This window comes from Hominenteromicrobium sp. (assembly GCF_046974225.1).
Taxonomy (GTDB): Bacteria; Bacillota; Clostridia; order Oscillospirales; family Acutalibacteraceae; genus Hominenteromicrobium; species Hominenteromicrobium mulieris.
Map to the genome: position 1 here is coordinate 1 of NZ_JBKWAE010000018.1, position 13,160 is coordinate 13,160.

Sequence of the window (13,160 nt, forward strand, 5' to 3'; positions counted from 1 at the left end):
AGTTTGGTGGAAACGCGCGGGCTCGAACCGCGGACCTCCTGCGTGTGAAGCAGGCACTCTAACCAGCTGAGCTACGCTTCCATATCAACTGTATTATGTATTCTACCACAGAAAATGGGATTTGTCAAACGCTAATTTGGGGATGACGTGATTTTTGCGAAGGGATTTACAGAAAGTTTCGGTAAACTTTCCTTTTTCCGACACTGTATTTAACGCGGGGGCAGTATACTGAAAACACAGAATGCACGGGGAACGCCGCAAGTGGGCTGAAATGCGGCGGAAAAGCTTGCCTTTATGTGGGCTTTATCGGTGGTTAGTTATTGAAACTATACAAACCGAAGTGAGTTTTCATGGGTTATTGTTAGAAATTAGCTAAAAACCCTTGAACTTTTTTCTTGTTGTGGTATTATTAGTATGAACATTGGTGCAGAGCGTCTTTTATTAAATTGAACGGCACGGAAAATAGGAAAATAAGACGCTGTGCGGCAAAAAATTCGGACGGACTGCGGGTGCAAAAATGAGAATGGCATGCACCGCCGGCGTTTGCCGGGCTGTTCCGAATGGAAAGGACAGGACGTATGAGTGAGATGATAAACAAAACGGCGCCGGAAGGCAATGTTCCGCTTTATTTGTTCCGCAGCGGCAAAAACAGCCATTCCTACGAATACATGGGTGTGCACAACACGATAAAGGACGGAAAGGCATGCACCGTGTGCCGCGTATGGGCGCCGAACGCGCAGGCAGTTGCCATTACCGGTGATTTCTGTGAATGGAATCCGGAAAAGTATCCGCTTACAAAGATCGACGACGCGGTTTGGGAGGGCTATACGGACGAACCCTTAAAGGAATTTGACGCGTATAAGCTCGTCATTACGGCGGAGGACGGCACGGTGACGTATAAGTCCGACCCGTATGCGTTCCACGCAGAGACACGTCCGGGCACGGCTTCCCGCTACTACGACATTTCGGGGTACAAGTGGAACGACGGCCGCTGGTTTGAGCACAAGAAAAAATACCCGCATTATAACCAGCCGGTGAACATCTACGAGATGCACGCAGGCTCCTGGCGCAAATATGCGGACGGCAGCGTGTTCTCTTACGACAAGCTCGGTGACGAGCTGATCCCGTATGTGCAGGAAATGGGCTTTACGCACATTGAGTTGATGCCGTTGACGGAGTACCCGTTCGACGCTTCCTGGGGCTATCAGGTGACGGGCTACTTTGCGCCGACCTCCCGCTACGGCACGCCGAAGGACTTTATGCGCTTTATCGACCGCTGCCACCAAGCGGGCATCGGCGTGATTATGGACTGGGTGCCGGGACACTTCCCGCGCGACGAGGCCGGTCTTGCGAAATTTGACGGCATGCCGTGCTATGAATATGCAGACCCGAGAAAAGGCGAGCACAAGGAGTGGGGCACGCTGGTGTTTGACTACGGCCGCACGGAAGTCATCAGCTTTTTGATGAGCAGCGCACTGTTCTGGGTGAAGGAATACCACATTGACGGCTTGCGCGTGGACGCTGTGGCCTCAATGCTGTACCTTGACTACAACCGCAAGGACGGCGAGTGGATCCCGAATAAGAACGGCGGCAAGGAAAATCTGGAGGCTATTGCGTTCTTACAAAGACTGAACGAGGCGATTTTCGCCGAGGTGCCGGAGGTCATGATGATTGCCGAAGAAAGCACCGCGTGGCCGATGGTGACGAAGCCGACTTACATGGGCGGTCTCGGATTCAATTATAAATGGAACATGGGCTGGATGAACGACATGTTGCGCTACATGTCTTTGGATCCGCTATTTAGAAAGGGCAACCACAACAGCCTGACGTTCTCGTTCTTCTATGCGTTCTCCGAGAATTTCATTTTGCCGATCTCGCACGATGAGGTCGTTTACGGCAAGGGTTCTCTCTATAATAAGATGCCGGGCACGCCGGAGGAAAAGGCTGCAGGCGTACGCTGCTTTGCGACCTACATGATGGCACACCCGGGCAAAAAATTGCAGTTTATGGGCACGGAGTTCTCGCAGCACGACGAGTGGAACTTTAACGAAGAACTCGAGTGGAATTTGCTGCAATACCCTGAGCACCAGATGGCGCAGACGTTCTTTAAAAAGCTCAACGCGTTCTACCTCGGCCGTTCCGAGCTGTGGGAGATCGATTTCTCGTGGGAGGGCTTCTCGTGGATCTCGAACGACGACGACAGCCAGAGCGTTATTGCGTTCCGCCGCTTTGACCGTGAGGGCAACGAGCTGATTGCCGTGTGCAATTTCCTGCCGGTCCGCCGCGAGAATTACTGCATCGGCGTGCCGTACGCGGGCGTTTACGAAGAGGTGTTTACCTCCGACGCTGCGGAGTTTGGCGGCACGGGCTTTACGAACGGCAGCAACATACGCACCGTGGATGAAGCGATGCACGGCTTTGAGCAGAGCATTTCGCTGACGCTGCCGGAGAACACGGTATTCTTCCTGCGCTGCAAGCGCAAGGCGGCAAAGAAGCCCGCTGCGAAGACGACAAAGACGACGGCAAAGAAGCCCGCAGCCAAAAAGCCCGCGGCCAAAAAGGCGGCCGGCACAAAAGCCGCAAAGAAAAAAGCCTGATTCATTTTACATGAAACAATATACGGGCGGCGGCAAAATGCCGGAACGCCCGAAATCTACCAGAGAGGGGATCATCAGTCATGTTACCTAAGCAAGAAGTAGTTGCAATGCTGCTGGCAGGCGGCCGTGGCAGCCGTCTCGGTGTTCTTACCAAGAACCTCGCAAAGCCGGCTGTTCCGTTTGGAGGCAAGTACCGTATTATCGACTTTCCGCTTTCCAACTGTGTGAACTCCGGCATTGAGACCGTGGGTGTTCTGACACAGTATCAGCCGCTCGAGCTGAACGAATACATCGGTTCCGGCCAGCCGTGGGATCTCGACAGTATGAATGCCGGCGTACATATTTTGCAGCCGTACGAGCAGAGCAGCGGCTCTGACTGGTACAAGGGCACGGCAAATGCCATTTACCAGAATATACCGTTTATTGAGCGCTACAACCCGGATTACGTGGTTGTGCTGAGCGGCGACCACATCTACAAGATGGATTACTCCAAGATGATTGCGTATCACAAGGAGCACGATGCGGCCTGCACCATCGCCGTTTACGAAGTGCCGATGGAGGAGGCTTCCCGCTTCGGTATTCTGAACACGAACCCGGACGGCTCTATTTACGAATTTGACGAGAAGCCGGCTGTGCCGAAGAGCAACAAGGCTTCCATGGGCATTTACGTCTTCTCCTGGAAGAAGCTGCGCGCGTATCTGGAGGCGGACGAGAAGGACCCGAATTCCTCGAATGACTTCGGTAAGGATGTGCTGCCCACCATGCTGAACGCAGGCGAGCGTATGTTTGCGTACCGCTTTGAGGGCTACTGGAAGGACGTCGGCACGATTGACAGCCTGTGGGAATCCAATATGGACCTTTTGAACCCGAAGGCCGGTCTTGACCTTTCCCGCGAAGACTGGAAAATTTATTCCAGAAACCCGGTCATGCCGCCGCATTACATTGCAAAGGGCGCAAAGGTGCAGAACTCACTCGTAGCAGAGGGCTGCAACGTATACGGCAATCTTGAGTTCTCCGTATTGTTCCACGGCGTTTATGTGGCGCCGACCGCGACTGTGACGGACTCCATCGTGATGCCGGGCGCTGTGATTGAAGAAGGTGCGAAGGTGCAGTATGCGATCGTGGCGGAGAACGCTGTCATCGGCAAGAACTGCGTCATCGGTAAACGCCCGGAGGACATGGAAAACAGAGACGATTGGGGCGTGGCGGTCGTAGGCCCGGACTGCAAGCTCTCTGAGGGCACCGTTGTGGCGCCGAAGGAAATGATCGATAAGGAGGCGCAGGCATAATGTTTGGAAATAATGTTTTGGGCATCATCTTTGCCTATGCACACGAAGAAAGAGTACGCGACCTGACAGAGCTGCGCGTGATGGCTTCCGTGCCGTTCGGCGGCCGTTACCGTTTGGTTGACTTCACCCTCTCCAACATGGTGAACTCCGGCCTCAACAAGGTCGGCATCATCACGGAGGATAACTACCAGTCCTTGATGGACCACCTCGGCTCCGGCAAGGCATGGGACCTTTCGAGAAAGCGCGAGGGTCTGTACCTGCTGCCGCCGTTCGGCAAATCGACTTCGAGAACCGACGGCAAGATCGAATCGCTCGATTCCATTCGCCGCTTCCTGAAAAATTCCCTTGAGGAATATGTGATTCTCTCCGATTGCGATATGGTCTGCAATATCGATTACCGCGAGGCACTGGAGCAGCATGTGCGCCAGAACGCGGACATTACGGTCATTTACCGCCATGGCACTTCGCCGGACGTAGACCGCAACAATATCTATATGGTAGACCCCGAGAACCGCATTCGCGAGCTGCTTCTGCACCGCGGAAGCGAGCACGGTGTAAATTACGGCATCGGTATGTATATCCTTAGCCGCGAACTGCTGCTTCAGCTCGTTGAAGGATGCATGAGCCGCAACGAATATGACTTTGATAAAGATATGGTTCAGCGCGTAATTCCCGAACTGCGCGTGATGGGTTATGAATTTAAGGGCATTGCATATCAAATTTCCTCGTTTGAAGCGTACTTTAACGCTAACATGGGTTTGATGGATCCGCGCGTGCGCGCCGAGTTGTTCAATCCGAACCGCCCGATCTACACGAAGGTACGCGATGATATGCCGGCGAAATACGGTTTGAATTCGTATGCCACCAACTGTCTTGTTGCAGACGGCTGCGTGATAGACGGTGAAGTGGAAAACTGTGTGCTGTTCCGCGGCGTGAAGATCGGCAAAGGCGCGAAGGTCCGCAACTGCGTTATCATGCAGGACACGGTCATCGGCGCGAACAGTCGGCTCGATTATGTTGTGGCGGACAAGAACGTGGAGATTGAAGAGAACCGCACGCTGATGGGCTATCAGACCTACCCGGTGTACATTGCAAAGGAAAGCAAGGTCTAATCTGCCCCGAAAAACGAAGGAAAGGAAAGCGGTGTAATTGATATGAAAGTTTTGTTTTGTGCCAGTGAAGCGTTGCCTTTTGCCGCAACGGGCGGCCTTGCAGACGTAGCGGGTTCTTTGCCGCAGGCGCTGCGCGCACGTCTGATTGGCTGCCGCGTGGTGATGCCGCTGTATGAAAGCGTGCCGCAGGAATTGCGCGACAACATGAAGTTTTTAACAAGCATCAGTGTGCCGGTGGCTTGGCGTCGCCAGTATTGCGGTATTTTTGAGGCGAAGGTAGGCAATGTCATTTACTACCTTATCGATAACCAGTACTACTTTAAGCGCCAAGGACTTTACGGTCACTTTGACGACGCGGAGCGCTTTGCGTTCTTCTCCCGTGCCGTTTTGGAGATGCTGCCGTACATTGAATTTAAGCCTGATGTGATCCACGCGAACGACTGGCAGACGGCGCTGGTGCCGATCTACTACCGTTTGTTCTATGCAAACAACGACTGGTACAGCGGCATTAAGACGCTGTTCACCATTCACAATATCCAGTATCAGGGCCAGTACGGCTTTGAGATTCTGGAAGACGTTTTCGGTATTCCGAAGAGCGAACAGAGCTTACTCGAATACAATGATTGCGTGAACCTGATGAAGGGCGCAATTGAGAGCGCGAACTGGGTCTCTACCGTGAGCCCGACGTACGCGAAGGAAATTCTTGATCCGTGGTTCGCCCACAAGCTGGACCCGATTTTGCGCGAGCGTGCCTGGAAGCTTTCCGGCATTTTGAACGGCATTGACGTGGTGGGCTATGACCCGGCGACGGACAAGAACCTGTATGAGACGTATGACGCAAAGCACCTGGAGGGCAAAGCCGTCAACAAGGCAAAGCTGCAGGAGCGCCTCGGCCTTGCCGTTGACCCGGATGTGCCGCTCATCGGTATGGTAACGCGCCTTGTCTCCCACAAGGGCCTTGACCTTGTAAAGGGCGGCGTGGACAACATCATGACGTACTCGAACGCGCAGTTTGTGGTCCTTGGCAGCGGCGACTGGGAGTATGAGCAGTTCTTTAAAGAGATGCAGGCGAAGTATCCGGGCAGATTTGTGCTGTGCCAGGGCTTTGTGCCGGAGCTTGCGCGCAAGATCTACGGCGGCTCCGATATTTTCCTGATGCCGAGCAAGAGCGAGCCGTGCGGTCTTTCACAGATGGTGGCGCTGCGCTACGGTTCCATTCCGGTCGTACGCGAAACGGGCGGCCTGAAGGACTCCATTACGGACAGCGGCGACGGCAAGGGCAACGGCTTCACGTTCCAGACGTATGACACGCAGGATATGCTGAACTCCGTGCACCGCGCGATCTACGCGTATAACGAGAGCAAGGACGGCTGGAAGGTGCTTGTGGAGCGCGCAATGGCGTGCGACAACAGCTGGGGCCGCTCCGCAAACGATTACATTCGTTTGTATAAGCAGCTCATCAACAGCTGATCTTCTAAAACGTCTTTCGAGAAACAAGACGGCGTTTTGTACGACCGTTTGATTAGGTATTGTAGAAAATGAAAAATGCCCTGCTTGTGTTTTTAAGCACAGGCAGGGCATTTTTGCGTTTTTATGTTTTGGTTATTTCTCTTCCGGGTAACGGACGGGGACAAACTTTGCGCGGTTCATGAGAGGGTGCTCGAGGCGGATGGCACCGTCGTGCGGGCACGCCATGACGCATGCGCCGCAGTAGTAGCACTCGCCGGGGTAGAGCACGATGGGGTGCTTGCCTTTTTCGGGCGAGGGGATGAGGATATCCACCTGACAGATGTTGACGCAGGCGTTGCAGCCGACGCATTTTGTTTCATCGTAAAGAATCGGGTGTGTGCTGCACGGCACGGGTTCTGCCGTGAGAATTTTGTTTTGAAGCTCGCTCATTTCCGATACGCCCCCTTCTGCTCGGTTCTGATGTAATCCCCGTTGCGCTTTTCGTACTCGGTCTCGAGGTCGCCGAAATAGTAGAGCGGATGGCTGTCGTAGATGACTTCGCCGTTTTCTTGTCGGACGGTGATGAAGCGGCAGTCGCGCTCGGGGTCGGTCTCGGTGCTGTCCGTGCGCTTGAAAAACAGCGGCTCGGACGACGTTTTGCGGGAGAGGCAGGCGTGCAAAATTAACTTGGAGACGGTCAAAATATCAAAGACCTCGTGCGCGCGCATGAGCTCGTGCGGGTTTTTGCAGCTGATCTGCGGGACGATCTCGGTTTCAAAGCTTTCGAGCAGGTCGAGACCCTCATGCAAAAGCGCATCGCACTTTACGCCGCCGCAGTAGTTCTGCATGGCTTTGGAGATGGCCATGTTGAGTTCGCGCCAATCCATGCCGTCTTCGCGGCGGATGGGGGCGAGCAGGCGTTCACGCTCGGCTGCGGCTTCCGCTTCATTATAGTCGGGCAGGGTATTGAGTGCTTTGGCAGCTGCGGCGGCTTTGCGGCCGGCGTAGTAGCCCGTGGCGCAGGCGAAACCGGCGCAGTCCGAAGCGTAGAGCTGGTCGCCGGCGGCGTAGATGCCGTCGATGTTTGTTTTGAGGTCCCAATCGTGCCAAATGCCGCCCGGCGCGCCGAACAGCTGCCGTTCCTGCTCGAGAAAGTTTGCGGACTGCCAGCCCGTGCCATAGCTTTGCAGCATGTGCTTTTGGGGGTCAAAGCCGCGCTCTGTGTAATTTTTGAGGATCGGAATTTTTGTTTTGCCCTCTTCGCCGACCATCATGCCCCAGATGACGCGGCGCTCCGCGTCGGGCATACGGCTGAGGTCTGCGTAGAACGGCAGCTGGTAGCCGCGGCGCATGAGCTCTTCAAAATCGAGCGTTTCGGGGCCGCGGTACTCGTACTTCGGGTTATCGATGACGCCGCCCTTTAAGAAAAATTTCTGACCGGGAGCGGGGTAGTAGCGCTCGGAGACGGTTTTAAGCTCATTGCCGTCGCGGTCGACGTAGGGGATTTCCACGCCGCGGGCGTCGACCATCGTTGCGGCATACCACGTGTTGTGGTTATTGCCTGCGCCGTAGGGCGGAAAGCTGCGGCCGGCGGCGGAGAACTCGCCCTTGACGGATTTTTCCATCATGGTGAACTCGATGCCGGCCTTGTAGCCCATGGCGTGGCCACTGCCGATGCTCTGCATAGGGCGGAACTCGCACAGGCCGGTCATATCCGGGTTAAAAAGCCAGACGCGCGCCGGGCGGCTCATGGTGAGAATGGTCTCTTTGGCGCGGAGGATGTAGAACTTGCCGGTGCGCACGTCCATGGCGCAGGCGCCCGCGCCATGCTTTTTGCCGTTCCGGGCGGTGGTGAGCAATGCGGTGGCTTCGGTGCGGTCAAGCACTTTCACGCCGAGGCGCAGAAGCTCCTTGAAAAGAGCGGGCTTAAAGGTGCTGCCCCAGACGCGCAGAGTGAATTTGTTTTTATAATCGTAGGCGAACATCAGCTTCGTTTCGTCATCGCGGAACTCTGCGCCCTTGAATTCATCGTCGGTGTCGCGGACTTTGCCGCCGAACGACTCAAGGTCTAACAGACGGTCGTAGCCCTCGCGGCACTCGATGTAGTGCGCGATGCCGTTAGAGTAGCCGCACTGCTCATCGACGTACGCTTCGGCGATTTCCTTCGGCGTGACGGTGGAGCAGGGGTTCGTACAGGCGGATTCCCAATGGTCGAAACCGGTGCCTGCGCTGCCGCTGCGGGCGGTGGCACCTTTTTCCACTAAGATGACGGACTGTCCGCGCCGTGCCGCCGCGATGGCGGCATAGCAGCCGGCAAGGCCGCCGCCGAGCACCAAAACGTCGCAGGAAAGCATTTCGGTGATGTCTAATTCATTTTTATATGGCCAGTTATAGGTCTGCAAAGCAGATCCCTCCTTGTTTGAGTGTGAAAAGCGGAGCTTCAGCAAAGCTTTAGGCGGTGTGCGTCTTTTTATGCTTTGCGTGCCTGTATGCGAGCAGGCAGATGATGCTGCCCAGTACCACGAGCGCCAGGATCATCAAAGCGCAGTGCATGAAAAAGGTATCGGGCAAAATGGTGATGACGGGGTCTGTTGCGGCATCGAAGATCCAATAGTTGTTATGGAAGACAATCTTATGGAATAGGACGAACACCGTTTCCCAGTTTAAGGCGATGAGTACACCGAGCGCTGCGGGAATGGCGACCGTTAAAATGCCGGAAAGCAGCAGATACCCCGGGTTCTTTTTAAAATGGCGGTAGATGATGCCCGCAAGGCTCAAAATGCCGCTGACGATGAGCGTGATCTCGAAGACGCCGAACACGTTTTTGACTTCTTCAAAATGGATGCGGCCGCTCTCGCTCATGGCGAGCGTGGGGAAATTCAGAACTTTTGTGCCGAAAATGGAGTTGTAATCGATGAGCACGTTGTAGTTCTGCAAAATTTCCTCGCGCGGCAGGCCGGACATGGCGGTGATGTTTAAATGGTCAACGTCAAAATAATAGAGCGGACGGAAATTGAGCGTGAAGACGACAGCGGCGCTGATAATGAACAGCACGAGCGCGACGGCGAGCACGATATTGAAAACGACCGCCAACGGGGATTTTTGAAGTTTATCAGACACGGGAAATACCTCCGAATTTTTTATCTTGCAAAGGCAGACCCGCACGGTGCTTTCTGCGGGGACATGCCCTCCGGGATGGGCTTTTCTAATTTTTTTGTGGAGACAAACGTCATACGGTGTCCCTCCTTTTTTGAATTTATAGGAAACATGGTAGCACAATCCCTGCAAAATCGCAAGGAAAACGCGCAAAAAGACTATTTGATAACGCGATACTTGCCGAAGCGCTGTCCGTTTGGCGTAAAGCAGATGACGCGCATGACGGAGATTAAGGATTGCTTCGGTGAATGCGTTTAAAAACAGGATAGATATGAGAAAACCGCCGCATACCGAAATTTCTCCGGTATGCGGCGGTTTTGTGCTTTTTATGATTCTTTGACGAGCACATCGATGACTTCTGCGATGTACATTTCGTGGTAGTCCTTGTTCGGGTACCAGCGTCCGTCTACGGTTTCGTCGAGGAACTGCTCGGGTCTTAACGGCGTGCGGCTCATTTTGCGGCAGACGAGCACGAGCTCCGCTTCTTCAAAATACGCATTGCCGTTTGTGAACGCCGGGGTGAAGCCGACTTTTTTGACCTTGTCTTCATCACGGCCGGAAACTTTACCGAGGTAGGAGAGTGCGTCTTTTTTCTCTGCGGGGTAGAACGAGAGCGTGAAAGTATCGCGGGTATCGACAAACTCTTTCGTGTAGCGCTGCGGGCGGATATACACGGTGACGGACGGCTTGCCCCACATGAAGCCCATGGCGCCCCAGGAGACGGTCATGGTGTTGAATCCGTTTTCATCGCCGGCGGTGAGCAGGGCCCACTCTTTGCCGATTTTTGTGAACGGGTTTAAAGACAGGGAGTCATACGGTACGGAACGAAATGCCATTTAAAACAGTCCTTTCGGAAAAGATTTACAGAAGTCAGGCGATCTGCTTTTGCGGACCGCGGTTAATAACGCGTTTGATGGTGAGTGCGTAGACCAAAATGGAGACGAGCGGCGGTAAAATATCCGAGATGGGCTCGCAGAAGAAGATCTGCTCGATGGGCAGGAAGCGCGGCAGGATGAAAATGCACGCAAAGAAGATGACCTTGCGAAAGACCGAAAGCGGCAGCGCGATTTTGACGACGCCCATGCCCGTAAAGCCGTCCACAATCTCGTACTGCATGCCAAGCAACACGGTGCCGAGCGTGTAAATACGGATGAGCCGCGCCGTCATGGCAATGTATTCGGGTTCTTTGGTGAAAATGCCTGCAAAGAGATGCGGGATGGTCTGCGCGGCGAGCGTCATGAGGACGCAAAAGCTGACCGCGATGACGAAGATGTACCGCTGCGCGCGAAGGATTTTCTCCGGACGGCGTGCGCCTAAATTGTAGCCTAAAATGGTCTGTGTGCCCATGGTGAGGCCGCCGAGCGGCATGGTGATGAGCAGCTCGAAGCTTTGCACGATGGTGTTGCAGGTGAGGAGCATGTCGCTGTTGTCGCCGCCGTAGCGCTGAAGCATCATGTTGAGCGAGATGAGCATGACGTTATCGAAAAGAATAATGAGAAACGCGCTCATGCCGATGCTCGTCACACGGCCGATGACTTTTAAATCGTATCCGCCAAATGTGATGGGAACTTCGATATGTTTGCCGAACAGGACGCACAGCACAAACGCACAGCTTGCAACCTGCGAAATGACCGTGGCGATGGCCGCGCCCGCGACGCCCATATGGAGAGCGAAGATAAAAATGGGGTCGAGCACAATGTTGATGATGGCGCCGATTAAAACGGAGAACATGCCGCTGCGGCTGTGGCCCTGTGTGATGATAAACTGGTTCATGCCTGTGGCGGTGAGGGCGAAGACCGTGCCGATAAGATAGAGCGAAAAGTAGGTCTCGGCGTAGGGGTAAACGGCCTCGGTCGCGCCAAACGTGAGCAAAATGGGGCGGCGGAAGATATAGGCCAGCACCGTGACGGGCACAGCGAGGGACAAAATGTACACGAAGCAGTTTGCGATAACTTTTTTAGCGGCGTCTATGTTCTTTTCGCCAAGGTTGATGCTGACAAGCGGCGCACCGCCGATGCCGACGAGAAACGCAAACGACGAGATGAGCGTGACGATGGGGCCGCACACGCCGACGCCCGCGAGCGCCTGTGTGCCGTTGCTCGGAATATTGCCGATGTACATACGGTCTACAATGCTGTACAGTACGCTGACGAGCTGCGAGAGCATGGAGGGAACGGCCAAGGTCCAGACGAGGCCTTTAATGTTATCCGATCCGAGGTCGTTTGTGAATTTCAAGGAAAAGCGCCTCCTCAGTGCTCGTGGCAGACTTGAAAAATATAGAACTTGAGGTAATAGGATTCGTCGGCACTCCACAAAATAGGATGATCCGGCGACTGGGTGCGGAACTCCACCTGACGCAGGCGGCAGTGCGCGGCGCGCGCGGCCTGCCCAATGGTCTGGGCGAAGAGCTCGGCGTTCATGTAGTGCGAGCAGGAGCAAGTGGCAAGGTAGCCGCCGTCCTTGACGAGCTTCATGCCGCGCAGGTTAATCTCGCGGTAGCCCTTGACGGCGTTTTTAATGGCGTTTTTGGATTTTGTGAACGCAGGGGGATCGAGAATGACGACGTCGAACTGCTTGCCCTCGTTTTCGAGCGCGGGGAGCAGGTCAAAAACGTCGGCGCACTTGAACTCGACCGTATCGGAAAGATTATTTAGAGCGGCGTTTTTCTGCGCCTGCGCGACGGCGAGCTCGGACGCGTCTACGCCAAGGACGTGCTTTGCGCCCGCGATGCCGGCGTTCAGCGCGAAGGAGCCCGTGTGTGTGAAGCAATCGAGCACATCCATATCCTTGCAGATGCGCTGCATGGCGAGACGGTTATATTTTTGGTCGAGGAAAAAGCCGGTCTTCTGGCCGTCTTTAACGTCCACGATGTAGCGCACGCCGTTTTCGACGATCTCGACATCGGTGTCGAATTCGTCGCCGATGAAGCCCTTTTTGCGGTCCATGCCTTCTTTTAATCGCTCTTTGGCATCGCTGCGCTCGTACACGCCGCGAATTTTGATGCCGTCTTCGAGCAGGACTTTCTTTAAGATGTCAACAATCTGCAGCTTCATTTTATCGATGCCGAGCGCGAGGGACTCGACGACGAGGACATCGGAGAATTTATCGATGACAAGGCCGGGCAGGAAATCCGCTTCGCCGAAAATGACGCGGCAGGCGGAGGTATCGACCGTGCGCTTGCGGTATGCCCATGCGTTGCGCACGCGCATCTCGAGGAACGCGTCGTCAATCTCCTGTGACGCGTCGCGGGTGAGCATGCGGACGCGGATCTTGGAGTTCTGGTTGATGAAGCCGCGGCCGAGCGGGAAGCCGTTTTGCTCCTGCACGGTGACGACGGCGCCGTTTTTGAACGTGCCGTGGATGCTTTCGATCTCGTTATCATAGATCCAAAGACCGCCCGCTTTGAAAGCGCGGCCTTCGCCTTTTTTGAGTGTTACAATAGTTTCGTTCATAGATGGGTTCCTTTTATATAGTTGAGATGGGGGAGCTTTTTCTAAAGGCTTGCAGGGCAAGCCTTTCAAGGGACCCCCTAATTGAGTCCCTTGCGGTTCAACTGT

At 54.6% G+C, this 13,160-nt stretch carries 11 protein-coding genes and 1 tRNA gene; 5 read left to right on the forward strand and 7 right to left on the reverse strand.

The annotated features are described in order from the left end of the window. Positions 1 to 4: 4 nt before the first annotated feature. A tRNA-Val gene (locus ACLTX1_RS11285) sits at positions 5 to 81 on the reverse strand. A gap of 506 nt (positions 82 to 587) precedes the next feature. Between ACLTX1_RS11285 and glgB the strand changes: the two genes are divergently transcribed. From glgB to glgA, 4 genes are all read left to right on the forward strand, one after another. Next, positions 588 to 2,597 (forward strand): 1,4-alpha-glucan branching protein GlgB, encoded by a 2,010-nt coding sequence (gene glgB / locus ACLTX1_RS11290; RefSeq protein WP_412330962.1) that lies wholly within the window; start codon positions 588 to 590, stop codon positions 2,595 to 2,597. A gap of 80 nt (positions 2,598 to 2,677) precedes the next feature. Further along, a complete protein-coding gene (locus ACLTX1_RS11295; protein WP_308449058.1) occupies positions 2,678 to 3,886 on the forward strand; it encodes a glucose-1-phosphate adenylyltransferase in 1,209 nt (402 codons plus the stop codon). Continuing rightward, positions 3,886 to 4,998, forward strand: a complete 1,113-nt coding sequence (gene glgD, locus ACLTX1_RS11300; RefSeq protein WP_176821079.1) for a glucose-1-phosphate adenylyltransferase subunit GlgD — start codon at positions 3,886 to 3,888, stop codon at positions 4,996 to 4,998. The genes ACLTX1_RS11295 and glgD overlap by 1 nt, the downstream gene beginning before the upstream one ends. Before the next feature lie 42 nt (positions 4,999 to 5,040). Further along, positions 5,041 to 6,468 carry a glycogen synthase GlgA gene (glgA, locus tag ACLTX1_RS11305; RefSeq protein WP_176821078.1) on the forward strand — a complete coding sequence of 476 codons (1,428 nt, stop codon included), beginning with the start codon at positions 5,041 to 5,043 and terminating at the stop codon, positions 6,466 to 6,468. Positions 6,469 to 6,600: 132 nt separating this feature from the next. On the opposite strand, the gene ACLTX1_RS11310 is transcribed toward glgA, so the two are convergent. The 3 genes from ACLTX1_RS11310 to ACLTX1_RS11320 are packed head-to-tail and all read right to left on the reverse strand — an operon-like array spanning position 6,601 to position 9,567. After that, positions 6,601 to 6,897 carry a ferredoxin family protein gene (locus ACLTX1_RS11310; protein WP_176821077.1) on the reverse strand — a complete coding sequence of 99 codons (297 nt, stop codon included), beginning with the start codon at positions 6,895 to 6,897 and terminating at the stop codon, positions 6,601 to 6,603. Continuing rightward, positions 6,894 to 8,849, reverse strand: coding sequence for an FAD-dependent oxidoreductase (locus ACLTX1_RS11315; protein WP_308449060.1), 1,956 nt, complete (start codon positions 8,847 to 8,849; stop codon positions 6,894 to 6,896). Before ACLTX1_RS11315 ends, ACLTX1_RS11310 begins: the two co-directional genes overlap by 4 nt. A gap of 49 nt (positions 8,850 to 8,898) precedes the next feature. After that, positions 8,899 to 9,567 carry a TIGR01906 family membrane protein gene (locus ACLTX1_RS11320; RefSeq protein ID WP_316687843.1) on the reverse strand — a complete coding sequence of 223 codons (669 nt, stop codon included), beginning with the start codon at positions 9,565 to 9,567 and terminating at the stop codon, positions 8,899 to 8,901. 147 nt (positions 9,568 to 9,714) lie between these two features. Between ACLTX1_RS11320 and ACLTX1_RS11325 the strand changes: the two genes are divergently transcribed. After that, positions 9,715 to 9,861, forward strand: a complete 147-nt coding sequence (locus tag ACLTX1_RS11325; RefSeq protein ID WP_395506642.1) for a hypothetical protein — start codon at positions 9,715 to 9,717, stop codon at positions 9,859 to 9,861. 68 nt (positions 9,862 to 9,929) lie between these two features. Here the strand turns inward: ACLTX1_RS11325 and ACLTX1_RS11330 are convergent, their stop codons facing one another. From ACLTX1_RS11330 to ACLTX1_RS11340, 3 genes are read right to left on the reverse strand one after another with little or no spacing between them, the layout of a single operon-like run. Continuing rightward, positions 9,930 to 10,439: a flavin reductase family protein gene (locus ACLTX1_RS11330; protein ID WP_316687845.1), complete on the reverse strand. Its 510-nt coding sequence runs from the start codon at positions 10,437 to 10,439 to the stop codon at positions 9,930 to 9,932. Between the two features lie 34 nt (positions 10,440 to 10,473). Beyond that, a complete protein-coding gene (locus ACLTX1_RS11335) occupies positions 10,474 to 11,838 on the reverse strand; it encodes an MATE family efflux transporter (RefSeq protein ID WP_343284787.1) in 1,365 nt (454 codons plus the stop codon). A 14-nt stretch (positions 11,839 to 11,852) separates the two neighbouring features. Continuing rightward, complete coding sequence (locus ACLTX1_RS11340) at positions 11,853 to 13,055, reverse strand: class I SAM-dependent rRNA methyltransferase (RefSeq protein WP_343284788.1); 1,203 nt, start codon at positions 13,053 to 13,055, stop codon at positions 11,853 to 11,855. Positions 13,056 to 13,160 lie beyond the last annotated feature (105 nt).